Raw genomic sequence first — 24,607 nt, 5'->3', positions numbered from 1 at the left:
GTCATGACGGCCTGGGAGGTGGCGGTGACGGCACTCAAGGACGCGACGGCGATAGCCGGCATAGGACAGACGGCCTTCGCGAAACAACTGCCCGAGTCCGAGAAGACCTTGGCCTGCCGGGCCATCGTCGCGGCGCTCGACGACGCGGGCATCGCCGCGTCGGAGGTGGACGCGTTCGCCTCGTACACGATGGAGGAGACCGACGAGGTCGAGGTCGCCAAGGCCATCGGCGCGGGCGATGTCACCTTCTTCAGCAAGGTGGGATACGGCGGCGGCGGCTCCTGCGCGACGATCGCGCATCTCGCCGCCGCGGTGGCGACGGGGCAGGCGGGCGTCGGGGTCGCCTGGCGGTCCCGGAAGCGGGGTTCGGGGCCCCGGCCCTGGAAGAACACCGCGGTGCAGCTGCCCACCCCCGCCCAGTGGACCCGCCCGTACGGGCTGCTGCGGCCGGCCGACGAGATCGGGATGCTGACCCGGCGGTACATGCACGAGTACGGGGCGACCCGCGACCATCTCTTCAACGTCGCCCTCGCCTGCCGCAACCGCGCCAACCAGAACCCGGACGCGGTGATGTACGAGCGGCCGCTGACCCGCGACATGTATATGACCTCGCGCTGGATCAGCGAGCCGCTCTGCCTCTTCGACAACTGCCTGGAGACGGACGGGGCACTGGCCTGCGTCATCGTCTCCGCCGAGCGGGCCCGGGACTGCCGGCAGAAGCCCGTCTACATCCACTCCGTCGCCCAGGGGCTGCCCGCCCAGCACCACGGGATGGTCAACTACTGGAACGACGACCCGCTCGGCGGACCCGCCTGGACGGCCGCCCGGCAGCTGTGGAAGCAGGCCGACTTCGGCCCGGACGACGTCGATGTCGCGCAGATCTACGACGCGTTCACCCCGCTCATCCCGCTCTCACTGGAGGGCTACGGCTTCTGCGGGCGCGGCGAGGGCGCCGCGTTCACCGAGGGCGGGGCGCTGGAGAGCGGCGGGCGGCTGCCCATCAACACCGGGGGCGGCGGGCTCAGCGAGGCGTATGTGCACGGCTTCAACCTGATCAACGAGGGCGTCAAGCAGCTGCGCGGCGTCTCCACCGCCCAGGTCCCGGACGCCGGGACGTGCCTGGTCACCGCCGGTGAGGGCGTGCCCACATCCGCCGTACTGCTGAGGAGTTGAGGAGTTGACCGGCATGGATGGACTGCTGCTGCCCGTCGTGGACGAGGACGGCGCCCCCTTCTGGGAGTACGCGGCCCGCGGCGAACTCCGCGTCCAGGCGTGCGCCGCCCAGGAGTGCGGACGGCTCCGCTTCCCGCCCCGGCCGTGCTGCCCGCACTGCCAGTCCTTCGAGAGCGAGTGGCGGCCGATGAGCGGACGCGGCCGCATCTGGTCCTATGTGCTGCCGCATCCGCCGCTGCTGCCCGCGTACGCCGCACAGGCCCCGTACAACGCCGTCGTGGTCGAGCTGGCGGACGCGCCGCGGATCCGGCTGGTGGGGAATGTGGTGAGCGGTCCGGACGCCCCGCTGGACTCGGTCGATCCGGGGCGGCTGCGGATAGGCGCGCCGGTGCGGGCGGTGTTCTGCCCGGCCGGTCCCGGGGTGACCCTGGTGCGCTGGCAGCTGGAGCGGTGAGGGCGATGGCGCTGCGCACGGAGACGGACAAGGAGACCGGGGTCGCGCTCGTCACCCTCGACCGGCCCGCCAGGCTCAACGCGATCGACCTGGCCACGGCCGCCGAACTGGCGGCCGTCTGGCGGGCGTTCCGCTTCGACGACGAGGTGCGGGCGGTGGTCCTCACCGGTGCGGGCGGCCGGGCCTTCTGCACGGGGATCGACCGGGACGTGGACGTGCCGCAGCCCTCGTCCCCGTACACGGTCGACGATCCGCTGCTCACGATCGGGCCGAAGGCGAACGACCTGTGGAAACCGGTGATCGCGGCCGTGGAGGGGATGGCCTGCGGCGGGGCGTTCTATCTGCTGGGCGAGGCGGAGTTCGTGATCGCGTCCGAGGAGGCGACGTTCTTCGACCCGCACACGACGTACGGCATGGTCAGCGCGTACGAGGCGATCTCCATGGCGCAGCGGATGCCGTTCGGCGAGGTGGCCCGGATGTCGCTGATGGGGACCGCCGAGCGGGTCTCGGCCCGTCGTGCGTACGAGACCGGGCTGGTCAGCGAGGTGACGGCGCCCGGCGGCGCGGTGGACGCGGCGCTGCGGGCGGCGGGTGTGATCGCCTCGTACCCGACTCGGGCGGTGCAGGGGACGGTGCGGGCGGTGTGGTCCGCACGGGAGGCGGCCAGGACGCAGGCCATGGCCCACGCCCCGCACCTCATCGCACTCGGCAATCTGCCGCCGGAGCGGCAGGCCGAACTGTTCCGGGGGCGGGGCGCGGGCGACTTCCGGACACGCTGACGGACGGCTGACGGACCGCCGAGGGGCCGGCCGACGGGCCGGCCGACGGGCCGGCCGACGGGCCGGCCGACGGGCCGGCAGGTCAGTAGGTCAGTGGGTCAGTAGCTCATTTCGGCTTCGACCCGGCACTTCTTCACCTGGGAGACCTTGCGCGGGCTGTCCATCGCCACGGAGAGGGTCACGGTCTGACCGCCCTCGGCGTCCACGGTGTCGTAACCCGTGTCGACGGTCTTGCCGCGCGCGTCGAGGAAGGCCACCTCGACCGTGTACGTGTGCGAGCCGGAGGTGTTGGCGGTGAGCCTGACGGCGGAGGTGGTGACGGCCTTGCGCTTGCCCTTGCGGGGCTGGGCGCAGCGGAAGACGTACGCCCGGGGCGCGTCGGAGGCCGTGGCGCTCGGGGTCGCCGTCGCGTAGTCCGTACCGCCGGAGGAGCTGCTCGACGAGTCGTAGTCATCGTCGTCGTAGTCGCTGCTGTGGTAGCTGCCGTTGCTCTTCTTGGAGTTGGAGCAGCCACCGCCGCTGCTGCCCGACCCGTGGCTCTTGCTCTTGCCGCTGCGGCCGCCGTGGCTGGAGGTGGAGAAGCCGGTGAGGGCGAGTACCACCACGACCAGTACCGCGGAAAGCTTTATGTGCTGCCGCATCATCGATGCAGCCCCCCTTGTGTTGTTGTCCATTTCTGCAGTTGTCGAACGACCGTGCGTCACGGTAGCCCAAGGTGGCGAGGGCCAGGGCCCCGGCGTAGCGTCGAGGCCGAGAGCGGTGCAGAGCTGTGACGCCGGTCCGCGCACGCGCAGGAGGCCGATGATGATCCGCAACGTCCTGGGCTCGGTGCTCGCTCTCGCCGGAGCGGCGGCCGCCGTGCTGAGCCCCTTCCGTGACTGGTACGACGGTCGCCTCGGGCGTCATTACCGGATCGAGGAGCTGTTCACCGGCATCGGACCGGGCCGGCCCGGTCCGCTGGGCTCGATCCTGCTCGCGTTCCTCTTCGCCGCCCTGCTGACGGTGGTCGGTGTGGTGCTGCGGTCGCGGCTGCTGGTGGCGGCCGCGGGTGTGGTGGTGCTCGGCTTCACCGTGCTGTGGATGGTGCGCCAGGGGCAGGCGCTGGGCAGTCTGGCCGTCGCGGGCGACGGTTCCGGGCTGCGGTGGGGAGTGGCCGAGGCGGCGGCGGGCGGGGTGCTGCTGCTGGTGGGTGCGGCGGTGATGTCCGGGCGGCGGCCCGCTCGCAGGACGCGCACCCAGCCGTACGCGGCGCCCGGCTCGGAGAACCCGGACACCTGGCCGCCGACGCAGGAGCCGGGGCCGTCCGTGCAGACGAGCACGCTGCCGGAGCCCGAACCGGAGCCGTACACGGGGCCGGACCCGGCGGCCCACCGCCCCTCGGGCCAGGACAACAGCCCGGACCCGGGCCCCGGCGCGGGCCCGGACGAGGACGGGCGCCCGCGCCTCTGAGGCCCGTCGCACCCCGGCTTCGCGGCGGACGGCCCGCCGCGGTCTACGCCCTGGCCCGGCCGCCCGTACCCGTGCCCTTCAGCGCGTCCAGCGCGTACACGCAGCGGTCCTTGCTGCACGCGTACACGACACCGCCCTGCGCCACCGGCGACCCCGTGATCTCGCCGCCCGTCGCCAGCTTCCAGCGGAGCTGGCCGCCCGCCGCGTCCAGGGTGTACAGGACGTGGTCGGCGGAACCGAAGTGGACCCGGCCGTCGGCGACCACCGGGGCGCCCACCACCTCGCCGCCCGCCGCGAACCGCCACTTCGGGGTGCCGGTGACCGCGTCGAGCGTGTACAGCGCGCTGCCGCTGCCGACATGGACGTTCCCGGCCGTCACCAGGACCGGTTCGATCGACTGGCGGGCCTCCGTGGCGATGCGCCAGCGGTCCTTGCCGGTCGAGGCGTCGATCGCGTACACCGTGCCGAGGTAGTCGGCGAGGTACACACCGCCTCCGGTGACGGCGGGGCCGGGCGCGAACGCGGGCGGGGAGAGGAAGACGGCGGGCGACTCGAAGTGCCAGCGCGCATGCCCGGACATGTTGTCCACGGCCAGGACCCGGGCCCCGGCGCTGACGTAGACGAAGCCGTCCGGGGCCGCGGTCACCCGCACCGGCACACCGCCGCAGGAGGCCGCGTCACCGATGGGGTACGACCAGCGCTCGATGCCGGTACGGGCGTCGACGGCCCGCAGCCGGGCGTCCTGCCAGAGGTAGACCGTGCCGTCGTGGACCACGGGTCCGGCCTCCGCCGTCTCGAAGTCCGTCTGCACACCGCCGCTCTCCCACAGCTTCTCGCCCGTGGAGGCCTCCCAGGCCTGGACGCCGCCGCCCCGGGTGCCGGTGACGACGGTGCCGCGGTCGGCCTTGAGGGAGTAGACCCAGGCATCCGTCTGGAGCCGCCACCGCTCGGCGCCGGTCGCCGCGTCCAGGGCGTACAGGGACGGTCCGTCGGAGGCGTGGATGCGGCCGCCCTCGACGGCCATCACCCAGGCCACGTCCCGGGTCTTGAACTGGCGGCGCCCGTTGCCGACGTCCAGGGCGTGCACCTCGAACGACGTGACGTAGAGGAGGTCCCCGGCGACGACGGGGGTGCCCCAGACGTCGTTGGACATCCGGAACCGCCAGGGCCGCCAGCGGTCCGGGCCGGGCGGGGGCTCCGACGGTTGCGCGGGTCCGGGCACGGGGGCGGCCGGGACGAAACCGTTCACCCCGGCGGGCGGGCGCACCCAGCCCGTCGCGGGGCCGGCGTCCGCGGTGGACGTGGCGGCGGCCCGTACGTCCTGGGCGCGCGGGCCGGGGCCGATCGGCACCTTCGCACCGGGCAGCCGCACCGGACCGCCCGCGTCGGGCGCGGAAGCCGGGCCGGGCTGCGGGCCGGCGGCCGGGGAGCGCAGGTCTCCGCCGCTGCGCCAGGCGGCGTCCCGCTCGGGGGCCGGCGGCTGCGGGGGCGGTGGCGGCACCGGGGCGGGCGCGGCGGTCTTCCGGCCGCCGCGGCGCTGCTCGATCATCGCGGTGGCGGAGGTCGGCAGCCACGCGGAGGCCGTACCGCTGTCGTCGCCGCCGGAGGCGAAGAGGTGCGGGGCGAGCTGGGCCTGGAGGTCGGCGGGGGTGGGCCGCAGCCCGGCGTCCATCTGCATGCAGGACTCGATCAGCGGCCGCAGTTCGCCGGGCAGGCCCTCCAGGTCGGGGCCCTCGCGCAGCAGCATGAAGACCGTCTCGACGGGGTTGGCGCCGTGGAAGGGAGCATGGCCGGTGGCGGCGAAGACGAGGGTGGAGCCGAGCGAGAAGATGTCGCTGGCCCCGGTGACGCTGCGCGAGTCCCTGGCCTGTTCGGGCGACATGTAGGCGGGCGTGCCCACGGCGACGTTCGTCATGGTCAGCCGGGTGTTGGAGACGCCGGACGCGATCCCGAAGTCGATCACCCGGGGGCCGTCCTCGACCACGAGCACGTTCGACGGCTTCATGTCGCGGTGGACGAGCCCCGCTCCGTGGATCGACTGCAGGGCCTCCGCGATACCGGCGGCCAGCCAGCGCACCGCCTGGGCCGGCATGGGCCCGCACTCACTCACTATCTCTTCCAGCGAGGGCGCCGGCACATAGGCGGTGGCCAGCCACGGCACGGCGGCGCGCGGGTCGGCGTCCACCACCGCGGCCGTGTAGAAGCCGCTGACGGCGCGAGCGGCCTCCACCTCGCGCGTGAAGCGGACCCGGAACAGCTGGTCCTCGGCGAGCTCCGTACGGACCGTCTTGATCGCCACGCGCCGGCCCGAAGCCGAGCGGGCGAGATAGACCAGCCCCATGCCGCCGGCCCCGAGCCGTCCCAGCACCTCGAACGGGCCGATCCGCCTCGGGTCGTGCTGCGTCAGCTGCTCCACCACTTGCCCTGCCACCTCCCCGTACGGGCCTCAGGAACAGAAGCCCGCGAAAACCCGCCCTGTACGGCGTCTCACCACTGGGCACCACCCGGCGGTGCGCACCCCGATTCTTCCTGGCTGAGGCCCCGGTTGCGAACCCGGGGGCGGATCGGGGTGTCACAGCTCACTCTGCCCCGATCCCGGACACAGGGGGCTGAAGTACGGCGAAGACGGCGCCCTGATCGTCCTGGAGGACCGCCATCCGCCCGTACGGGATGTCGAAGGGCGGCGCGGAGATCCGGCCGCCGAGGCGTACGGCGTGCCCGGCCGCGCTGTTGCAGTCCTCCACGGCGAAGTAGCTGAGGAAGTAGCTGGGCAGCTCCGCCGGGAAGGCGTCGGTGATGACGCTGCGGCCGCCGACCGCGGTGTCCGGTCCGGGCTCGGTGCCCGCCGGGGACCACATCCGGAAGGCGGGGGCGGGCCCGGCCGCACCGGATTCGCCGGGTGCCGCACCGGATTCGCCGGGTCCGGTGTCCGAGGCGAGGTCGGTGCCCGAGGCGAGGTCGGTGTCCGAGGCGAGGTCGGTGCCCTGGAAGCCGAAGACCTCCTCGTAGAAGGCATCCACCTGGTCCTTCTGGCGGGTGTAGACCTCGGTCCAGCAGAAGGAGCCGGGTTCGTTCTGCTTCTGGAAACCCTCGCGGTCACCGGCCTGCCAGAGCCCGAAGACCGCTCCGCCGGGGTCGGCCGCCTGGGCGAGGGCTCCGGCCCGGCCGGCCCGGACCGGCTCGGTGATCACCTGACCGCCCGCCTCCCTGATCCGGGCGACGGACGCGACGATGTCGTCGGTGGCGAAGTAGATCCCCCAGGCGGTGGGCATCCGGCCGTCCTGCTTGGCGGCGAGCGCGGCGACGAGCTTCCCGCCGCTGTAGGCGTCCGCGTACGGCCCCTCGCCGGCCCGGAAGGTCCAGCCGAACAGCTCGCCGTAGAAGCGCTTGCCCGCTTCCAGGTCGGGAAGCTGCACATCCACCCAGCACGGCGCGGATCGTGCGAATGCGGCCATGGGCCCGGGTCCTTCCGTGATCACGCGTCGCTCGCGATTCATGGCAGTGACGCTCGTCACAGCAAACGTAACCGCGGGTCGCGCTCGTCGCGCCCCGACCCGTCATCATCGAACTGATTTTCGATAAACCTCGACGGAAGACTTCGATGCTCACGGCATCACGGAAAGTTATCCACCGAAGTTATCCACAGGCTGTTGATAAGACTTATCGCTCTGTGGTTCAGTCCGGGTGCGCATACGTCGAAATCCGGCCACTCCCCCCACCGTGTCTACGGTGATCCCCATTTGCAGTCGGCCGAATCGCGCTCCGATCACCCCTCGGTAAGCTGACGGCATGACAGGACAAGTGCGCACCGTCGACGGCCGCGTGGCCGGTCGACGCGGACAGGCGACGCGGCAGAAGCTGCTCGACTGCCTCAGCGAGATGCTCAGCTCCTCACCGTACCGGGACGTCAAAGTCATCGACGTCGCCCGGAAGGCGGGGACTTCACCCGCGACCTTCTACCAGTACTTCCCCGATGTCGAGGGCGCCGTCCTCGAGATCGCCGAGGAAATGGCCAAGGAGGGAGCCGGGTTGACCGAACTGGTCGCCGGCCGCTCCTGGGTCGGCAAGGCCGGCTGGCAGACAGCCGAAGAACTGGTCGAGGGATTCCTCGACTTCTGGCGGCACCACGACGCGATCCTGCGCGTGGTCGACCTCGGTGCGGCCGAGGGCGACAAGCGGTTCTACAAGATCCGTATGAAGATCCTGAACTCGGTCACCAACTCCCTCACCGATTCGGTCAAGGAACTCCAGGCCAAGGGCAAGGTCGACAAGGACGTCAGCGCCGCGGCGATGGCGGGCTCGCTGGTCGCGATGCTGGCCGCCGTGGCCTCGCACCAGAAGGGCTTTACGACCTGGGGCGTGAAGCAGGCCGAACTCAAGCCGAACCTCGCCCTGTTGGTGCATCTGGGCATCACCGGCAGGAAGCCGACGAGGTAGCACCGGCGCCGACGGCCCCGCCCCCACCGGGGTATCGCGGCCGTCCCGGGCGCCCCAGGTCCTGTCTCACCGACGGCGGGCCACGCATGTGGTCCGCCGTCGGTGCACCCGGACCGTTTCGGGCTCCGCCGCGTCCAGGCGTCACCCCGCTCAGGAACCGCCGGGAAGCCGCCCCGCCCGGAGACCGACGGGGAGCCGCCCCGCTCAGGAACCGCCGCGCCGGCGCAGCCTGAAGAGCCGGATCTCCCGGTCGATCCGCTCCTGGTAAGTCGCGTAAGGCGGCCAGAACTTCAGCGCCGCCCGCCACACCTCGTCCCGCTCGGCACCCTCCAGCAGCGTGGCGTGCACCGGAATGTCCCGGCCCTGCCAGTTGACGACCGCCTTGTCGGGACCGGCCAGCAGATTCGCGGTCCAGGCCGGGTGCCCCGTACGGCCGAAGTTGCTGCCGACCAGGATCCAGCTCTGCTCCGCCCCGACCTCGGGCATGCAGGCCAGCGGAGTGGTTCTGAGCTGACCGCTCCTCGCCCCCGGCACCGTCAGGATCAGCCCCGGCAGCATCCGGGAGCTGAGCAGCACCTTGCCCCGCGTGAGCCGGTGCACCGTACGGTCCATGACAGGGACGACATGCGGGGCGATCCTCGCGAACGCGCGGGTGGAGGAGACCTTCTGGATCAGCCGGACGCCGGGCGCCATCAGACCGCCACCCTTCCGGCCGGCCCCGGAGCAGTGGGCCCCGAAGCAGCCGGCTGCGTCGCCGGTCCCTCGAACAGCCCGGCCCGCTGCGCCGCGTGGTCGCGGAGCCGGTGGACGGGGCCGAAGAGCAGTTCGTCGGCCGCGGCCCGCTTGAAGTACAGATGCGCCTCGTGCTCCCAGGTGAAGCCGAGCCCGCCGTGCAGCTGGACGGCCTCGGCGGTGGTGGTCCGGAGCACCTCCAGGGCCTGGGCGAGGGCGATCCCCCCGGCATCGGCCGGGTCCCCGGCCGCGTAGTACGCCGCCGAGCGGGCCGCCCGCACCTGTACGTACAGGTCCGCCAGGCGGTGCTTCACGGCCTGGAAGGAGCCGATCGCCCGGCCGAACTGCTCGCGCGCCCCGACGTATTCGACCGTCCGCTCCAGCGCGCTCGCCGCCGCCCCCACCGCCTGGGCGGCGAGCAGCGCGGCAGCCGGGTGACCGGCCGAGGCCAGGGCGCCGGTGATGTCCACGGCGTCGTCCGCGCCGAGGAGTTCGGCCTCGGTGTCGCGGAGTTCGATCCGGGCCGCCGTGCGGGTCTCGTCGAGCGAGGTGAGGCGGGTGCGGACGACTCCGGCCGCCGTGTCCGGGCGGACCAGGAAGAGGAGCGTACGGCTGCGCGGGAAGCCTCCGGTGTGGGCCGCGACCAGGAGGAGCCCGGCGCTGTGCCCGTCGAGGACCTGGGCGGCCTCCCCGTACAGCCGCCAGCCCCGTGCACCGGCGACCGGCCTGGCCTGCATGCCACCCGCCCGGCCGCCGCCCGCCCAGGTGCCGTCGGCGGGGTCGCCGGTGAGGCCGAGGGCGGTGACGAGCGAGCCGCCGGGGACGGCGAGGGTCGCGGTCAGCTCACCGGCCGCGATGCGCGGCAGCAGGGCGGTGCGCTGGGCGTCGGTGCCGAGTGCGGAGATCAGGGGCGCGGCGAGCGCGGCGGTGGCGATCAGGGGCGAGGGCAGCAGGGCGCGGCCGGTCTCCTCGCAGGCGACGGCGAGCTCGGTGAGGCCGCGGCCGACGCCTCCGTACTCCTGCGGGAGAGCGAGGCCCGGCAGCCCGAGGTCCTGGGCCAGGCGCCGCCACAGCTCCGCGTCGTACCCGTCGGCGGTGCGCACGGCGTTCCTGACGTCGTCGGGTGTGCAGTGCGCGGCCAGCAGTTCGCGCAAGGTGCGGCGGATCTCGTCCTGTTCCGCGGTGAAGGCGGCATCCATCGACGGACTCCTTCCCCTCAGGGGCCCGGAACCCCTGATCTGACGGTGCGTCATGCTAGGGCCGAATCCCCGAGATGCCCAGAGTCGCGCACGGGAGGGGCGGAAGATCCCCACCGCACCGGGCGGTGCCCCCGCAACCCGATCTGATGTACCGTCAGATTCATGCCTTCTTCCCACCGCAAGGTCGCTGTCGTCGGCATATCCCTCGCCGACTGCGGGCGCGTCGAGACGGCCACGCCGTACGCCCTGCACGCCCAGGCCGCCCGCCGGGCGCTGGCCGACTCGGGGCTGGACCGGTCCGTCGTCGACGGTTTCGCCTCCGCCGGGCTGGGCACGCTCGCCCCGGTCGAGGTCGCCGAGTACCTGGGCCTGAAGCCGGCCTGGGTGGACTCCACCGCGGTCGGCGGCTCGACCTGGGAGGTGATGGCGGCCCATGCGGCGGACGCCATCGCGGCGGGTCACGCCAATGCCGTACTGCTGGTGTACGGCTCGACGGCGCGCGCGGACATCAAGGCGGGCCGCCGGACCTCCAACCTCTCCTTCGGGGCGCGCGGCCCGCTCCAGTTCGAGGTGCCGTACGGGCACTCGCTGATCGCCAAGTACGCGATGGCCGCCCGCCGTCACATGCACGAGTACGGGACGACCCTGGAGCAGCTCGCCGAGGTCGCGGTCCAGGCACGGGCCAACGCGGCGGCCAACCCTGACGCGATGTTCCGGGACCCGGTCACGGTGGACGAGGTGCTGTCGGGGCCGATGATCGCGGACCCGTTCACCAAACTGCACTGCTGCATCCGCAGCGACGGCGGCTGCGCGGTGCTGCTGGCCGCCGAGGAGTACGTACCGGACACGGCGAAGGCACCGGTGTGGATCCTCGGCACGGGCGAGCACGTCTCGCACTCCACCATGTCCGAGTGGGACGACTTCACCGTCTCCCCGGCGGCGGTCTCGGGCCGTCTGGCGTTCGAGCGGGCCGGGGTGCGGCCCGCGGACATCGATCTCGCCGAGCTCTACGACGCGTTCACCTACATGACGCTGGTGACGCTGGAGGACCTGGGTTTCTGCGCCAAGGGCGAGGGCGGCGCGTTCGTGGAGAAGGGCCGGACCGGGCTCACCGGCGAGCTGCCGGTGAACACCGACGGCGGCGGCCTGTCCGCCTGCCATCCCGGGATGCGCGGGCTGTTCCTGCTGGTGGAGGCGGTGCGCCAGCTGCGCGGCGAGGCGGGTGAACGCCAGGTGCGCAAGGCGGGCGGCCGGCTCCCGGAACTGGCGGTGGCGTCGGGGACGGGCGGCTGGTTCTGCTCGTCGGGGACGGTGGTGCTGGGGCGGGGGTGAGGGCGGGCCGCCGCGTCGGGCGATGCGCCACGCGTCCGCTCCCCGGTTCGGCACCCGGGCGGGACCCGCCCCGCATCGGGCCATGCGCTGCAATGGGGGCATGACCGACGCACATCAGAGCTTCCTGGACCTGCTCCATGCCCAGCGTGTCTGGGACGTGGAACTTCCCGGCTTCGATCCGGCCGCCGCACCGCCCGCCCCGCTCGCCCTCTTCCACCGCTGGTTCGCCGAGGCGGTGGCCGCCGGGCAGGTGGAGCCGCACACGATGTCGCTGGCCACGACGGACGACGAGGGGCACCCCGATGTGCGGACGCTGATGCTGCACGACGCGGACGAGCGCGGCTGGCACTTCGCCACCCACCGCACCAGCGCGAAGGGCCGCCAGCTCGCTGCCCGGCCGTACGCGGCGCTCGGCTTCTACTGGCCGGCGCAGGGCCGGCAGGTGCGGGTGCGGGGGCCGGTCACCGCGTGCGCACCCGACGAGAGCCTGGCCGATCTGCACGCCCGCTCGACCGGTGCGCTGGCCTCGGCGCTGACCGGCTCGCAGAGCGAGGTGCTGGGCTCGCTGGAGGAGCTGACCCGCACCGCCGACGCCGCCTGGGAGCGGGCACGGTCCGAACCGGACGCGGAGGTGGCGAGCTGGACCCGGTACGTGGTCGGGGCGCGGGAGGTCGAGTTCTTCCAGGGCGACGCGTCGCGCCGGCACGTACGGCTGCGCTACCGCAGGCAGGACGCTGCCTGGACCCGGGAACTGCTCTGGCCGTAGGGCCGAAGGCCCGCCCCGGCCGCCCCGTGCCCGCCCATGCCCGTGCCCGCACGGAACCCGCCGTACGGGCACGGCCCGGCGGCACGTCAGCCGAGGGTGATCGCCTGCACCGGGCAGACCCGGGCGGCCTCCTTGACCGTGGCGCCGTCCAGGGACTCTTCGTAACCGGGCAGCAGCTCGCTGAACCCGTCGTCGTCCTGGGTGAACACCTTCGGGGCGGTGAGCGCGCACTGGCCCGCACCGATACACCGGTCCTTGTCGATACTGATCCGCATTCCGGCAGAACCTTCCGGTCGCATTCCGATCACCATTTTCCGATCACCAGGTCACGGGCAGTTCGAGCAGCCCCTGGATGGTGTCGCCGGGCTTGAACGGGATTTCTTCGGCGGGTACCGCGAGCCGCAGACCGGGAAGGCGGTCGAAAAGCGCGGGCAGCGCGATCTCCAGCTCGGCCCTTGCCAGATTCTGGCCCAGGCACTGATGGACTCCGAAGCCGAAAGCGACGTGATTGCGCGCGTTCCGGCCGAGGTCCAATTCATCCGGGGACGGATAGACGGACTCGTCCCGGTTGATCACCGACGTGCTCAGGATGACACCGTCCCCCGCACGGATGGTCACCCCGCCCACCTCGATGTCCTCGACGGCCACCCGGGAAATTCCGTCGGCGATGGACAGGAAGCGGAGCAGTTCCTCGACCGCCGAACCCATCAGTTCCTCGGACTCGCGCATCCGGGCCAGCTGACCGGGATGCTGGAGCAGCGTCAACGTACCGAGCGAGATCATGTTCGCGGTCGTCTCGTGCCCGGCGACGAGCAGGATCTGGGCCAGCCGCACCAGCTCCTCGTGGTCCACCCCGCCCGTCTCCAGCTGCTTGACGATGAGCTCGTCGAGCAGCCCCTCGCCGGGGGCGGCCCGCTTCTGCTCGATCAGCGCCGCGAAGTAGTTGTCGAGCTCGTCCCGCGCCGCCTCGATGTCCGCGGCCGCCGGACCGCGGAGCAGCTTGCGCGACTGCGCCTCGAAGAACTCGTGGTCCTCGTAGGGCACCCCGAGCAGGGCGCAGATGACCATGGACGGTACGGGCAGGGCGAAGGCGTCGACCAGGTCGGCCGGCGGGCCCTGCTCCGCCATCGCGTCGAGCAGCCGGTCCACGGTCTTCCGGATCTGCGGCCGCAGCGCGGCCGTCCGCCTGACCGTGAAGCTCGGGATCAGCATCCGGCGCTGGACGTTGTGCTCCGGGTCGTCGACGCCGATCAGTTCGACGCGGCGCAGGCTGCTCGAAGCCACCCGCTCGGCGATGAACGGGAACGCGGGGTTCTCCCGGTCGGACGACAGCCGCTGGTCCACCAGGAGCGAACGCGCCTCGGCGTGCCCGGTCACCAGCCACACCGTGCGGCCGTCGAAGAGCCTGGCGGGAGACACGGGCTGCTGCCCCCGGTGCTCGCGATATCCCGTCGGCGGGTGGTAGGGACAGGTGCGGTTCTGCGGAAAGGAGACGGTCTCGGCGTCTGCCATGGCGGACCTCGCAAAGAGATGGGGGAGTCCTACCGATCTCCGCCCACTAGATGCCTCGGGCATCTAATGGGTCTAGGTGATGTTCGGCCAAATGTCCTCGGGGAGATCCATTTTCCGCCCGCCGGACCGAGCGGGCATTTCGAGCCACCCGATTGCCTCCGCGTTCCTTGCGAAAGGGGCAAGATGGAAGGCATCAGGGTGACTGGAGGCGAAAATGAGCCGAACCCTTTCTCGCACCCGCGCCGGTACGCGTCCCCGTTCCCGTTACGCCGCGGACAGCGGGCTGACCACGCGCATGGTCGGCACCATGTTTCTGATCGGCCTGTTGTACGTGGTCCTGGTCGGCGTACTGCTCGCCGTGCTGCGCGGCGCCTGGCCGATCGTTCTGATCTTCGTGGGCGGCATGTTCATCGCGCAGTTCTGGTTCAGCGACCGCATCGCGGCGTTCAGCATGGGGGCCCGTGAGGTCACCCCGGAGGAGGCGCCGGAACTGCACGGCGCGGTCGACCGGATCTGCGCTCTTGCCGATATGCAGAAGCCACGCGTGGCCATCGCACAGAGCGACGTGCCGAACGCCTTCGCGACCGGCCGCAGCGAGAAGACCGCCCTGGTCTGCGCCACCACCGGGCTTCTGCGCAGGCTGGAGCCCCCGGAGCTGGAGGGTGTGCTCGCGCACGAGATGTCGCATGTGGCGCACCGCGATGTCGCCGTCATGACGATCGCCTCGTTCCTCGGGGTGCTCGCCGGCATCATCACCCGGGTCGCCCTGTGGGGCGGGCTCTCCCGCAACAGCCGCAGCAACGACCCGATCGGCATCGCGATCATGCTGATCCCGCTGATCAGCGCGGTCGTGTACGCGCTGAGCTTCCTGCTGACCCGGCTGCTCTCCCGCTACCGCGAGCTCTCCGCCGACCGCACCGCCGCCCTGCTCACCGGCCGCCCCTCCGCGCTCGCCTCCGCCCTGACCAAGGTCACCGGCCAGATGGCCCGCATCCCGACCGAGGACCTGCGCAAGGCGGAGCCGTACAACGCCTTCTACTTCGTCCCCGCGTTCTCCTCCAAGGAGAGCCTGAGCCGGCTGCTCTCCTCGCACCCGACCCTCGAAAAGCGCCTGGACCAGCTGGCCCGCATCTCCGCCGACCTCGCCCGTCCGTGAGCAACGCCCGAAGCGACCCCGGGGACGAGGCCCTGAGCGACGCCGAAGCGGCGCCCTGAGGAACGCCGTCCCCCGTCCGCAAGGAACACTCCATGGGTCTTCTCGACACCATCCTCGGCCGCAGCAAGCCGGTCCGCCCCGACCTCGACCAGCTCTTCGCCGTACCGTCCGCCGCCCTCACCCTCCAGGCGGGCGCGGGCTTCACACCGACCGGTCTCGGCTCGGTCTGTTTCGCGGGCGTCGAGGGCGGCGCCTTCGCCCGCCTGGAGCAGGACGTACGCGATCTGCTCGACGCCGACAGCGGCCGCGGCGGCCTCCCGGTGGAGTTCAGCCAGGACACGTACGGCTACACCTGGCTGCTCTCCCGCCGTCCGGCCGACGACACCGCCACCCTGGTCAACGACCTGCACGCGGTCAACACGATGCTCCAGGAGGGCGGGTTCGGCCCGCACCTGCTCTGCTCACTGGTCGGCTTCCGGGACGAGCGGAACCGCCCGCTGGCCCTGGTCTACCTCTACAAGCGCGGCACCTTCTACCCCTTCGCCCCGCTGCCCGGCGGCGGCGAGAGGCGGGACAACCAGCTGGAGTTGCAGGTCAGGGCGGTACTCGGGGACGACCTGCGGATGGAGAAGGACCTGGCCCGGTGGTTCCCGGTGTGGGGTGCGCCGGGGCTGTGACGGCAGTGGCGCTCCGGGGTCTTTCGTCCCGACCGAGCGGCCCGGCCGCACGGTCGCCGGATACCTGGTTCCCCCCACCCGGCCACCTGGACCGCCAGGGGGCTCCACCACTGGGATCCGGGGCTCCCCCGCCCGTATCATCGCTTCCATGACTGCCGAGCCCGCCCGTTCCGCCGCCCGCATGCGCGCTTCGGATGCCGATCGCGAGGCGGTGGTCGAGCAACTGCGCGAGGCGGCCGCCGAGGGCCGTATCGACATGGACGAGCTGGACACCCGGCTCGGGCAGGCGCTCTCGGCCAAGACGTACGCCGAACTGGCACCCCTCACCGAGGACCTGGTCCCCATCGAGGTGGCCATCGGTGAGCCGCTGGTCCTCAAGGGCGGCATACACGGCGTGACGCGCTCGGGCGTCTGGAAGGTCCCCCCGGCGATACGCGCCCAGGGCGGCATCGGCGGCGTCCGGATCGACTTCACCCGCGCCGAGTGCCGGCTGCGCGAGATCGCCCTGGAAGTGCGCGGCGAGATCGCCGGGGTGAAGATAGTGATCCCGGAGGGCTGGACCGTGCACAGCGACAACCTGGACCTGGGACTCGGCGGCCTGAAGGACAAGACCACCGACGCACGGACCCCCGGCGCCCCGCTCCTGAGGCTGACGGGCTCCTGCGGCATGGGCGGTGTGGTCGTACGCCACCCGAACTTCCGCGAACGGCGCAAGCTGCGCGCCATCGAATCCTGAACCGGGCCGGGGCCTGCTCGGGGCGGCGGACGAGACCGTCGGCGCCGTCCGCCGGGTGAGCCGCCCCTGGACCACACGCCCTCAGCAGTCCCCGGGGTGGAAGACCGCGACGGCCTCCGCCCCCTCCTCCTGCCGGAAGTCCACCCGCAGCGCCATGCCGATGGCGAGAGCGGACTCCTCGCACCCCACGATCTCCGTCATCATCCGCGGCCCCTCGGCCAGGTCGACCACGGCGGCGACGTACGGGACGCGGGCGCCGAACGGCGGCAGGTCGTTGCGGTGGACGACGGACCAGGTGTAGAGCGTGGCGTCCCCGCTCGCCGGCTCCCAGGCGACGTCCTCGCTCCAGCAGTGCGGGCAGAACTCGCGCGGGTAGTGGTGCGCGCGCCCGCAGGCGCGGCAGCGGCGCAGCAGCAACTGCCCCCGGGCGGCGGCGTCCCAGTACGGGCGGCTGAAGGCATCGGGCTCGGGGAGGTCGAAACGTACGGCGGCCGCGGTCACAGGAAGAGTCCGATCGCCTCGTCGAGGGACCAGGTCTGCCAGGACATCGCGAACAGCGCGACGAGCGAGATGAGCGCCATCATCGCGTTCTGCCCCTGCTCGGCCCAGTCGTGGATCATCAGCACCAGATAGAGAAGGTTGAGGAGGAGCCCCGCGACCAGTGCGACGGGGGTGAGGAAGCCGGTGACCAGGCCGAGTCCCAGGGCGAGTTCGGCGTACACGACGAGGTAGGCCATGGCCTTGGGGCGCGGGGCGACGATCTGCCGGAAGCCGGTGCGTACGGCCGCCCAACGGTGCTTGCCCGCGACGTCCGCGGCCCAGGCGATGCCCGTACCGCGCTCGAACCAGCCCTTCTTGTCCTTGTGCCGCCAGCTCTCCAGCCACCACAGGCCGAGGCCTATCCGGAGAACGGCGAGCCACTCGGCTCCACCGAGCCAGATCGTCTGCATGGGGCCTCCCATGGCCTCCCGTTCACTGAATCTGACGGTACGTCAGTTCACCCGATGGTGAGCGACTCGCGCAAGAGGCGCGCAAGGAGTACCCAGGAAGTGAGCAGAAGGTGGCCGCCATTCGGCAAAAGACTTACACGCGTGATCAATTCGCAATCGATTCCGGTCTTGACCGAGACCCATCAACCGGGTGCGCGATTACGCTCCGAACCATGCCCGACAGCGCACTTACCGCCGGTAGCTCCATATCGGCCCAGACCGACCTGACCGAGGACCGGCCCGTGTACGTCATCGGCGGCGGTCCGGGCGGCCTCGCCGCCGCCGCGGCCTTGCGCGAACAGGGCGTACGGGCGGTCGTACTGGAGAAGTCCGGCAACGTGGGGGCGTCCTGGCGCCGCCACTACGACCGGCTGCACCTCCACACCACCCGGCGCCGGTCGGCGCTGCCGGGGCTCGCGATGCCGCGCCGGTTCGGACGCTGGGTGTCCAGGGACGATGTGGTGCGCTATCTGGACAAGTACGCCGAGCACCATGAGCTGGAGGTGGTGACCGGAGTCGAGGTGTCCCGGATCGACCGCGCCCCGGACGGCAGGAGCTGGCAGCTGACCGCGACCGGCGGCCGGGTGCTGACCGGCCGGGCCGTCGTCGTCGCCACCGGCTTCAACCACACCCCGCGCGTCCCCGACTGGTCCGGCCGCGACTCCTTCACCGGCGATCTGGTCCACGCCTCCGAGTACCGCAACCCCGCCCCGTACGCGGGCAAGGACGTCCTGGTCGTCGGCATCGGCAACACGGGCGCGGAGATCGCCGTCGACCTGGTCGAGGGCGGGGCGTCCCGGGTACGGATCGCCGTGCGCACCGTGCCGCACATCGTGCGCCGCTCGACCGCGGGCTGGCCCGCCCAGTCGACCGCCGTCCTGGTGCGCAGGCTGCCGGTGAGGCTGGTCGACCGGGCCGCGGGCCTGATGGCCAGGGTCGCCGTGCCCGACCTCGCCGAACAGGGCCTGCCGCGCCCGGACACGGGCCTGTACTCACGGGTCAAGGACGGCGCCATCCCGGTGCAGGACGTGGGGCTGATCGACGCGGTGAAGCGCGGCCGGGTGGTGCCCGTGGCGGCCGTCGAGTCGTTCGACGGGGACGCGGTGGTGCTGGCCGACGGCGAACGGATCACCCCGGACGCGGTGATCGCGGCGACCGGCTACCGGCGGGGCCTGGAGGGCCTGGTCGGCCACCTGGACGTACTGGACGCCCGGGGCCGGCCGGTGGTCCACGGCGCCCGCACCCCCAAGCAGGCCCCCGGCCTGTACTTCACCGGCTTCACCAACCCGATCAGCGGGATGCTGCGCGAACTGGCCCTGGACGCCCGGAAGATCGCGAAGCGGGTGGCGCGCCGGGGCTGAGGCCGCGTGGGGCGGGGGCTTCTGTCACCCGCATCGGCGTCACGCTCATGCCGGTGCGGACTGCGACCGGGATGGTTCAACGTGACCGGAAGGCGGCCAGTGGGGCGAGTGCACGCGAAACGGCTGGTATTACTGGGACATGCAGGAAGAGACCGCACGTTCCGCGATCGACACGTTCATCTCCGCGTTCAACGCCTCGGACGACAGCTATGTGACTGCCCTGCTCTCCCAGGCCCTGACCTCGGACGTGGTCTTCTGGGGACCGTTGGGCCGCAGCGAAGGAATCGCGGCGGTCGAGCAGTTCGTGCTGGACATCCGGCGCCACCCGGCGGGGACCGGCACGATGGTGCGCTGCTCAGCGGTGGACATGCCTGACGAGTGGGCCCGGTACCAGTGGGTCTTCACCACGCCTGATGGAGGCCCCCGCCTGGCGGGAACGGATGTCGTCCATCTGCGACGGAGCCTCATCGACCAGGTCATCGTCTTCGCGGGGGAGATCGAGCCGTCCGCCTCCTGAGTCATCCTTCTGTCGCTGTCCTTCTGTCGCTGTCCTTCTGTCGCTGTCCTTCTCCTGAACTTGCCCCGTCGGCGTTCGGGGGCTGCTGTTCGCGGTCGGTCAGGCTGCGGTGCTGAGGGGGCGTCCGCCCCGGCGGATGCCCTTTTCGCTGCGAGTGCGGGTGAGGGTGCGTTCCTTGCCTTGGGCCGCGAACCTTCCCGGTCAGAGCACTAGGCGGCCTTCTTCAGGTCGCTTCGGCACTCGCGGCAGTGGCCCGGCTCGGGGGCGCGGAAGGCCCGGTCGCAGCCGTCGCAGTTCTGGAGGGGGTCGCGGCGCGGCGCGGCCTCCTGAGCCGGAGCGGTGGGCAGGGGCGGTGGCAGGAGCGTGGTGAGGCGGTGGGCGAGGAGGCCCGCCGGGCGAGTCAGCGGTTCGGGCAGGTCCGCGACGAGGGTGCGGCGTACGGCATCGGGATGGGCGTCACGTTCGAGCCAGGCGGCGACGGCGGGGGCCAGTCGGCGGATGTCGTCCTCGCCCAGCAGCAGCCGGGGTTCATGGCGGCGCAGGTCCGCGAGGAGACCGGCGGCCGCACGGTGGCGGTCGAGATCGTGGGCCTGCGGGCGGGGAAGCGGAGGGCGCGGCGGCACGGTGGCGGACTCGCCGGCTTCCGGCCGGGGCGCGGGGGACGGAGCGGTGGGGGCGGGCGCGGGGGCGGAAGGTACGGCGGACGGAGCGGCGGGGACGGGGACGGAAGGTACGGCGGACGGAGCGGCGGGGACGGAAACCGAAGTCGAAGCCGGGAGCGGGGGCGGAGGCGGAGGCGGAGGCGGAGGCTCGGGGGTCGGATGTACCGGCCGGGGGTGCGGCTTCGGTGCTGCGGCGGGGCACGCATCGCTGACGGGCTGGTTGCAGGAGACCGTACGGGTGACGACCCGTCCGCTGGGCAGGCGTTCCCTGGTGCGCTTCAGATAGCCATGGGCCTCCAGCTCGCGCAGCGCGACGGCGATCCGGGCCTCGCTCTCCGGGAAACGGGCGGCGAGGAACTTGATGCCGATCCGCGCCCCGGCGGGCAGCGACTGGATGTGGGCGGCGAGCCCGATCGCGGTGAGGGACAGCTCGCCGTGCTGGGTGAGGTGATTGCCCACGACCGTGAAACGGCTGGTGTGCCGGGTGTTGCGGTGTACGACACCGGATGACGGGGCGCGCCGGGGCGCGCTAATCTGCGGGGTATCCATCAGGAAGGTCTCTTCTTCCTCGTTGGTCAGGCCCTCGTTCAGGATTGCCGTCCTGGCGAGGGCCGTCGCGCGTCTGGGGTAGTGGGGCGAGCATATGCCAGCCAACCGGCGACACTTCCAGTCGAGTTGAGGAAGCTCACCCGTGTGAGTGACGGGCGGGGTGGGGTGGGGTTGGGAAGGTTTTCTCCCCGGTTCTTGGATCTTTGACGTCGCGCACGACCGCGTCGCGGTCTCCCACGTCGCGGTCCACCGGGTCGCGGTCCACCGGGTCGCGGCTGCCGCGATCCGGTGCGGCCGGTCACCGTACGAGGTCGAGTTCGGCCCAGACCGTCTTGCGCGGGAACGGGCCGGGGACGACGCCCCAACGGTCCGCGAGAGCCTCGACGATGAGCAGACCGCGCCCGTGCTCGGCGTCCTCGGCGGGAACGGCGGTAGCGCCGGGGCCGGGCGGGAGGCGCTCGCCCCGGGCGTCGCTCACCTCGATCCGCAGCAGCGCGTCACCGTGCACCGCGAGGCCCAACCGGAAGTCCCGGCCCACCACTCGGCCGTGGAACGTGGCATTCGCGGCCAGTTCGGCAACGATGTGCGCGGCCGATTCGCAGGCGATTCCCCAGTCCCCCAGATGCGCCGTGGCCAGCAGCCGGGCGAGATGGGCACCCCGACGCGTGGGCGAGAGCAGCACGGTGAACGCGCGGGTGGGGGCGGCGAGTTGAGGTGGAGTGATTTCTCGATTCACATCACTCAGCGTGATCGGGTCTGCATACCGTGAACAGTGACAAAGCCCTTGCGTACGGTAACTGTCCCGGGCTTGTCCAGTGCTGTCCTGGCTGTCCGGGGTGACGGGCCGGGGACAGAGGGGGTCGGGGAAGAACGGCACGCACAGCAGAGATGGGGCACGGATGAGCGTGGATGCGGCAGGTACGGAACACACCGACGGCGGAGCGGACGAGTCCGGCTGGGATGTCGACCCCGATGACGAGTCGGGCCTGGCCGTCCTCGCCACGGTGGGCCGCCAGATCAAGGCGTGGCGGGAGTCGGCCGGCCTGCGGGCCTGCGAGTTCGGCACGGCGATCGGGTACGGGGAGGACCTGGTCTACAAGGTGGAGGGCGGCCGCCGCATCCCCCGGCCGGAGTTCTGGACAGAGCGGACGGGGTACTGGGCGCGGGCGGGAAGCTCGCCGCGATGAAGCAGGACGTGGCGGAGGTCCGGTACCCGAAGAAGGTTCGCGAGTTGGCCAAGCTGGAGAAGCGGGCGGCTGAGATTGGGTTGTACAGCAACCACAACATCCACGGGCTTCTGCAGACGCCCGAGTACGCGCGCGCCTTGTTCGAGATGAGGAGGCCCTCGTACTCGGAGGACGAGGTGGAGACGGTACTGGCCGCACGCATCGCCAGGCAGTCCGTCTTTGAGAGAGCCCCTGCGCCTGCGCTCAGCTTCGTCCAGGAAGAAGTGACGCTGAGGCGCCCCATTGGAGGCACGGCGGTGCTGCGGCAGCAGCTTGAACGTCTGCTGCACGTAAGTCAGTTGCGGCATGTTGAAATCCAGGTCATGCCCACCAACCGCGAGGACCACGCAGGGATGGGTGGCGCGGTCGAGGTATTGAAGTTCGAGGACGGCACGGCAGTGGGACGCTCGGATGGAGCCTTCAACGGCCGCCCGGTCTCCGATCCGAAACAGCTCAGGATCCTCGAACTGCGCTATGGGATGATCCGGGCTCAGGCTCTCTCGCCGCGAGAGTCGCTGGCCTTCATCGTGCAAGTGCTGGGAGAGACATGATCCGCACCTCCTCCACCCGGGACGCTTCCGAACTGCAGTGGTTCAAAAGCAGCTACAGCAGCAGTAGCGAAGGCGACTCCTGCGTCGAAGTGGCCACCACTCCAGGGGCAGTCCACGTCCGCGACTCCAAGAACACCCCGGGTCCCCAGCTCGCCGTCACCCCCACGGCATGGACGGACTTCGTGAACTACGCGACCACGAACTGACCGACACAGTCCGCACCCACAACGCAAGTGCTGGGAGAGACATGATCCACGCCCCCTCCCCCCGGGACACTTCCGAGCTGGAGTGGTTCAAGAGCACCTACAGCGACAGCAGTAACCCCAGTGATTGTGTCGAGGTCGCGACCACCCCGGGCACGGTCCACGTCCGCGACTCGAAGAACACCCCGGGTCCCCAGCTCGCCGTCACCCCCACGGCATGGACGGACTTCGTGAACTACGCGACCACGAACTGACCGACACAGTCCGCACCCGCAACGCAACTGTTGGGAGAGACATGATCCACGCCCCCTCCCCCCGGGACGCTACCAAGCTGAAGTGGTTCAAGAGCACCTACAGCAGCAGCGGCGACGGAAACGACTGCGTCGAAGTGGCGACCACTCCAGGGGCAGTCCACGTCCGCGACTCCAAGAACACCCCGGGCCCCCGGCTCGCCGTCACCCCCACGGCATGGACGGACTTCGTGAACTACACGACCACGAGCTGACGGGCATCAATGCTTGCCCCGCGCGGGGCGCGGCCGGGAGGACCGGCCGCGCCCCGTACTCATGCTTCGGGGACGTCGGTCAGACCGCAGGCGTGGCGTTCAGCACGAGCTGGGTCGTGTTGTTGGCCGGCTGCGGGTCGAACGGGAAGGTCGCGGGGCTGGAGCCGCCGGTGGTGAGCATGACCCGGCCGGTCGCGTCCGGGACCACCCGGTCGATGCGCAGCTTGAACGGGAGGGAGCGCGTCGTGTCCGGCAGGGCCCAGTACGGCATCTCACAGCTGTAGCGCGGGGCGCCGTTGCGCTGCGGGTAGTAGCCGCCGCTCAGGGTGCGCGGCTCGCAGTCGGCGGGAACGGAGGTGACGGTGGCACCCTCGGGGACGGTGAAGTTGACGGCCGCGACCGGGTCGCCGGAGCCGAGGTTGCCGATCCAGGCCGGGCCGTTGTTGCGGAAGCCGAGTTCGGCGGTGACGGTCTCCCCGGCGCCGCCCGCGACCTGGGCGCCCCGCGCCTCGAAGTCCGCCGTGTTCACCGCGGTGAAGGCGGCGATGGTGTAGTTGTCCTCGTCCGAGAGGTCGGTGGCTCCGTTGCCGGGCTCGATGCTGATGTCCAGCCGCTCGGCGTACGCGTGCGCGGCGAGGGCGACCCGCAGCGGCGTCGGCAGGGCGAAGGAGTCGCCCGGCTCGATGACCTGGTCGAAGGAGCAGGTGGCCTGGGACATCGGGGCGTAGTCGCCGCCGAGCGTCGTGTACGTGCACTCGGCGTACTTGGTGAGGAAGTCGAGCCCGTACGAAGCGGTGAAGGTGGCCGTGAGGCCCTCGGACCGCTCGCCGCCCTTGTTGGTCACCGCGAAGGGGACGGTCCGGACGTCGCCGGGCTGGAGGCCCTTCGCCGGGGCGATCTCCCCGAGGGACAGATCGGGGCCCGAGCCGACCTTGACCGTGGTGTCGAAGGAGTCCTGCGGGGCCTCCAGGGTGCCCTCGTGGCCGCCGGTGGCGACGGCGGCGTAGGTGATCCGGCCCTGGGCTCCGACCGCGGCGCCGTCGGCGGCGCGGAGCGTGAGGTGGACCTGCGGGCTGTAGGCGTCGCCGATGACGGGCACGTCGGGAACGGTGCACAGGGCCGTGGTCCCGGTCGGTGCGCAGTTGTCGGGCCAGGTCACGTCGGCCACGCCGGCGACACCGGAGATGTCGACCGAGAGCCGGCCGTCGGTGACGGTGAAGTTGTCGTTGTCGTGGTAGAGCCCGATGTCGAGCGGCCTGCCCTCCGACGTGTCGCCGCCGAGCTGGAGCTTCTGCTCGCCGGGCGCCTGTATCCAGAGCTGATCGGTCTGCTCCTGCGCGAACGCGGGAGCCGCGAGTCCGGCGGTCAGCAGTCCGGCGGCCGCGGCAGCCGCGGCGGCACGGACGCCGAGGCGTACGGTGCGCCCGGCGGAGACGGGTCTGACGGGTCCGACAGGTCTCATGTTTTCCCCAGGTGTGAGCCGTGGATGACGAACGACGGCCGGTGTGTCCGGCCCGTACGTTGGACGTTCAAGATCACCCCGAGGTTGTACGGCTCCGGTCGCGGACACGCCCCCTCTCTCAGGCTTTGCCTGCACGCCCATTCCTGACGCGCCGTCAGTTCAGTAACCTGACAGAGCGTC

General features: G+C 71.6%; 27 protein-coding genes and 1 pseudogene. 16 read left to right on the top strand and 12 right to left on the bottom strand.

The annotated features are described in order from the left end of the window. Window positions 1-24 precede the first annotated feature (24 nt). From AB0D53_RS05280 to AB0D53_RS05270, 3 genes are read left to right on the top strand one after another with little or no spacing between them, the layout of a single operon-like run. A complete protein-coding gene (locus AB0D53_RS05280; protein WP_362441010.1) occupies window positions 25-1,173 on the top strand; it encodes a lipid-transfer protein in 1,149 nt (382 codons plus the stop codon). Window positions 1,174-1,186: 13 nt separating this feature from the next. Beyond that, window positions 1,187-1,627, top strand: a complete 441-nt coding sequence (locus AB0D53_RS05275) for an OB-fold domain-containing protein (protein WP_362440390.1) — start codon at window positions 1,187-1,189, stop codon at window positions 1,625-1,627. Between the two features lie 5 nt (window positions 1,628-1,632). Then, window positions 1,633-2,406 (top strand): enoyl-CoA hydratase/isomerase family protein, encoded by a 774-nt coding sequence (locus AB0D53_RS05270; RefSeq protein ID WP_362440387.1) that lies wholly within the window; start codon window positions 1,633-1,635, stop codon window positions 2,404-2,406. 98 nt (window positions 2,407-2,504) lie between these two features. On the opposite strand, the gene AB0D53_RS05265 is transcribed toward AB0D53_RS05270, so the two are convergent. Continuing rightward, the gene (locus AB0D53_RS05265; RefSeq protein WP_362441007.1) at window positions 2,505-3,050 is read right to left on the bottom strand and encodes a hypothetical protein; all 546 of its coding nucleotides are present in this window, start codon (window positions 3,048-3,050) and stop codon (window positions 2,505-2,507) included. A 160-nt stretch (window positions 3,051-3,210) separates the two neighbouring features. Between AB0D53_RS05265 and AB0D53_RS05260 the strand changes: the two genes are divergently transcribed. Then, the gene (locus AB0D53_RS05260; RefSeq protein ID WP_362440384.1) at window positions 3,211-3,855 is read left to right on the top strand and encodes a hypothetical protein; all 645 of its coding nucleotides are present in this window, start codon (window positions 3,211-3,213) and stop codon (window positions 3,853-3,855) included. A gap of 43 nt (window positions 3,856-3,898) precedes the next feature. On the opposite strand, the gene AB0D53_RS05255 is transcribed toward AB0D53_RS05260, so the two are convergent. Both AB0D53_RS05255 and AB0D53_RS05250 read right to left on the bottom strand, forming a co-directional pair. Further along, window positions 3,899-6,274, bottom strand: coding sequence for a PQQ-binding-like beta-propeller repeat protein (locus tag AB0D53_RS05255; protein ID WP_362440381.1), 2,376 nt, complete (start codon window positions 6,272-6,274; stop codon window positions 3,899-3,901). 160 nt (window positions 6,275-6,434) lie between these two features. Further along, window positions 6,435-7,310, bottom strand: a complete 876-nt coding sequence (locus AB0D53_RS05250; protein WP_362440378.1) for a VOC family protein — start codon at window positions 7,308-7,310, stop codon at window positions 6,435-6,437. A gap of 334 nt (window positions 7,311-7,644) precedes the next feature. Here AB0D53_RS05250 and AB0D53_RS05245 point away from each other — a divergent pair, with 334 nt between their 5' ends. After that, window positions 7,645-8,292, top strand: coding sequence for a TetR family transcriptional regulator (locus AB0D53_RS05245; protein WP_362440375.1), 648 nt, complete (start codon window positions 7,645-7,647; stop codon window positions 8,290-8,292). A gap of 204 nt (window positions 8,293-8,496) precedes the next feature. Here AB0D53_RS05245 and AB0D53_RS05240 read toward each other — a convergent pair whose 3' ends face one another. Then, the gene (locus AB0D53_RS05240; RefSeq protein WP_362440372.1) at window positions 8,497-8,985 is read right to left on the bottom strand and encodes a nitroreductase family deazaflavin-dependent oxidoreductase; all 489 of its coding nucleotides are present in this window, start codon (window positions 8,983-8,985) and stop codon (window positions 8,497-8,499) included. After that, window positions 8,985-10,223: an acyl-CoA dehydrogenase family protein gene (locus tag AB0D53_RS05235; protein WP_362440369.1), complete on the bottom strand. Its 1,239-nt coding sequence runs from the start codon at window positions 10,221-10,223 to the stop codon at window positions 8,985-8,987. The genes AB0D53_RS05240 and AB0D53_RS05235 overlap by 1 nt, the downstream gene beginning before the upstream one ends. Window positions 10,224-10,385: 162 nt before the next feature. Here AB0D53_RS05235 and AB0D53_RS05230 point away from each other — a divergent pair, with 162 nt between their 5' ends. After that, window positions 10,386-11,555 (top strand): acetyl-CoA acetyltransferase, encoded by a 1,170-nt coding sequence (locus tag AB0D53_RS05230; protein ID WP_362440366.1) that lies wholly within the window; start codon window positions 10,386-10,388, stop codon window positions 11,553-11,555. A gap of 100 nt (window positions 11,556-11,655) precedes the next feature. Further along, on the top strand, window positions 11,656-12,321 hold the full coding sequence (locus tag AB0D53_RS05225; RefSeq protein ID WP_362440363.1) for a pyridoxal 5'-phosphate synthase: 666 nt from the start codon (window positions 11,656-11,658) through the stop codon (window positions 12,319-12,321). Between the two features lie 86 nt (window positions 12,322-12,407). Here AB0D53_RS05225 and AB0D53_RS05220 read toward each other — a convergent pair whose 3' ends face one another. Further along, window positions 12,408-12,596, bottom strand: coding sequence for a ferredoxin (locus AB0D53_RS05220; RefSeq protein ID WP_362440360.1), 189 nt, complete (start codon window positions 12,594-12,596; stop codon window positions 12,408-12,410). Between the two features lie 43 nt (window positions 12,597-12,639). After that, on the bottom strand, window positions 12,640-13,833 hold the full coding sequence (locus AB0D53_RS05215; RefSeq protein WP_362440357.1) for a cytochrome P450: 1,194 nt from the start codon (window positions 13,831-13,833) through the stop codon (window positions 12,640-12,642). Between the two features lie 214 nt (window positions 13,834-14,047). Between AB0D53_RS05215 and htpX the strand changes: the two genes are divergently transcribed. The 3 genes from htpX (at window position 14,048) to AB0D53_RS05200 (ending at window position 16,402) form a co-directional block, all read left to right on the top strand. Then, window positions 14,048-14,989, top strand: coding sequence for a zinc metalloprotease HtpX (htpX, locus tag AB0D53_RS05210; RefSeq protein WP_362440354.1), 942 nt, complete (start codon window positions 14,048-14,050; stop codon window positions 14,987-14,989). Window positions 14,990-15,081: 92 nt separating this feature from the next. Continuing rightward, window positions 15,082-15,666 (top strand): hypothetical protein, encoded by a 585-nt coding sequence (locus tag AB0D53_RS05205; protein WP_362440351.1) that lies wholly within the window; start codon window positions 15,082-15,084, stop codon window positions 15,664-15,666. A 148-nt stretch (window positions 15,667-15,814) separates the two neighbouring features. Then, window positions 15,815-16,402 carry a DUF1707 domain-containing protein gene (locus AB0D53_RS05200; RefSeq protein ID WP_362440348.1) on the top strand — a complete coding sequence of 196 codons (588 nt, stop codon included), beginning with the start codon at window positions 15,815-15,817 and terminating at the stop codon, window positions 16,400-16,402. Between the two features lie 81 nt (window positions 16,403-16,483). On the opposite strand, the gene AB0D53_RS05195 is transcribed toward AB0D53_RS05200, so the two are convergent. Both AB0D53_RS05195 and AB0D53_RS05190 read right to left on the bottom strand, forming a co-directional pair. Next, the gene (locus tag AB0D53_RS05195) at window positions 16,484-16,903 is read right to left on the bottom strand and encodes a Zn-ribbon domain-containing OB-fold protein (RefSeq protein WP_362440345.1); all 420 of its coding nucleotides are present in this window, start codon (window positions 16,901-16,903) and stop codon (window positions 16,484-16,486) included. Continuing rightward, window positions 16,900-17,352, bottom strand: a complete 453-nt coding sequence (locus AB0D53_RS05190) for a DoxX family protein (RefSeq protein WP_362440342.1) — start codon at window positions 17,350-17,352, stop codon at window positions 16,900-16,902. The genes AB0D53_RS05195 and AB0D53_RS05190 overlap by 4 nt, the downstream gene beginning before the upstream one ends. Before the next feature lie 212 nt (window positions 17,353-17,564). Here AB0D53_RS05190 and AB0D53_RS05185 point away from each other — a divergent pair, with 212 nt between their 5' ends. Together AB0D53_RS05185 and AB0D53_RS05180 are read left to right on the top strand one after the other, a co-directional pair. Further along, a complete protein-coding gene (locus AB0D53_RS05185) occupies window positions 17,565-18,752 on the top strand; it encodes an NAD(P)/FAD-dependent oxidoreductase (protein ID WP_362440339.1) in 1,188 nt (395 codons plus the stop codon). A gap of 139 nt (window positions 18,753-18,891) precedes the next feature. After that, window positions 18,892-19,269 carry a nuclear transport factor 2 family protein gene (locus AB0D53_RS05180; protein ID WP_274346434.1) on the top strand — a complete coding sequence of 126 codons (378 nt, stop codon included), beginning with the start codon at window positions 18,892-18,894 and terminating at the stop codon, window positions 19,267-19,269. A gap of 209 nt (window positions 19,270-19,478) precedes the next feature. Here AB0D53_RS05180 and AB0D53_RS05175 read toward each other — a convergent pair whose 3' ends face one another. Together AB0D53_RS05175 and AB0D53_RS05170 are read right to left on the bottom strand one after the other, a co-directional pair. Continuing rightward, window positions 19,479-20,480 carry a helix-turn-helix domain-containing protein gene (locus AB0D53_RS05175; protein WP_362441004.1) on the bottom strand — a complete coding sequence of 334 codons (1,002 nt, stop codon included), beginning with the start codon at window positions 20,478-20,480 and terminating at the stop codon, window positions 19,479-19,481. Between the two features lie 298 nt (window positions 20,481-20,778). Then, window positions 20,779-21,216, bottom strand: a complete 438-nt coding sequence (locus AB0D53_RS05170; RefSeq protein ID WP_362440336.1) for an ATP-binding protein — start codon at window positions 21,214-21,216, stop codon at window positions 20,779-20,781. A 163-nt stretch (window positions 21,217-21,379) separates the two neighbouring features. Between AB0D53_RS05170 and AB0D53_RS05165 the strand changes: the two are divergent. The 4 genes and pseudogenes from AB0D53_RS05165 to AB0D53_RS05150 all read left to right on the top strand — a co-directional run bounded on the left by AB0D53_RS05165 (window position 21,380) and on the right by AB0D53_RS05150 (window position 22,965). Next, window positions 21,380-22,257: pseudogene (locus AB0D53_RS05165) on the top strand (helix-turn-helix transcriptional regulator). Beyond that, window positions 22,254-22,463 (top strand): DUF397 domain-containing protein, encoded by a 210-nt coding sequence (locus tag AB0D53_RS05160; protein ID WP_362440333.1) that lies wholly within the window; start codon window positions 22,254-22,256, stop codon window positions 22,461-22,463. Before AB0D53_RS05165 ends, AB0D53_RS05160 begins: the two are co-directional and overlap by 4 nt. A 41-nt stretch (window positions 22,464-22,504) precedes the next feature. Continuing rightward, complete coding sequence (locus tag AB0D53_RS05155) at window positions 22,505-22,714, top strand: DUF397 domain-containing protein (protein WP_362440330.1); 210 nt, start codon at window positions 22,505-22,507, stop codon at window positions 22,712-22,714. A gap of 41 nt (window positions 22,715-22,755) precedes the next feature. Then, a complete protein-coding gene (locus AB0D53_RS05150; RefSeq protein WP_362440327.1) occupies window positions 22,756-22,965 on the top strand; it encodes a DUF397 domain-containing protein in 210 nt (69 codons plus the stop codon). 79 nt (window positions 22,966-23,044) lie between these two features. Here the strand turns inward: AB0D53_RS05150 and AB0D53_RS05145 are convergent, their stop codons facing one another. After that, entirely contained in the window at window positions 23,045-24,427 is a 1,383-nt protein-coding gene (locus AB0D53_RS05145; protein WP_362440324.1) for a hypothetical protein, read from the bottom strand. Window positions 24,428-24,607 lie beyond the last annotated feature (180 nt).

The sequence above is a fragment of the Streptomyces sp. NPDC048295 genome (assembly GCF_040652135.1).
Lineage (GTDB): Bacteria > Actinomycetota > Actinomycetes > Streptomycetales > Streptomycetaceae > Streptomyces.
This window is presented reverse-complemented; position numbering and strand designations above follow the sequence as displayed.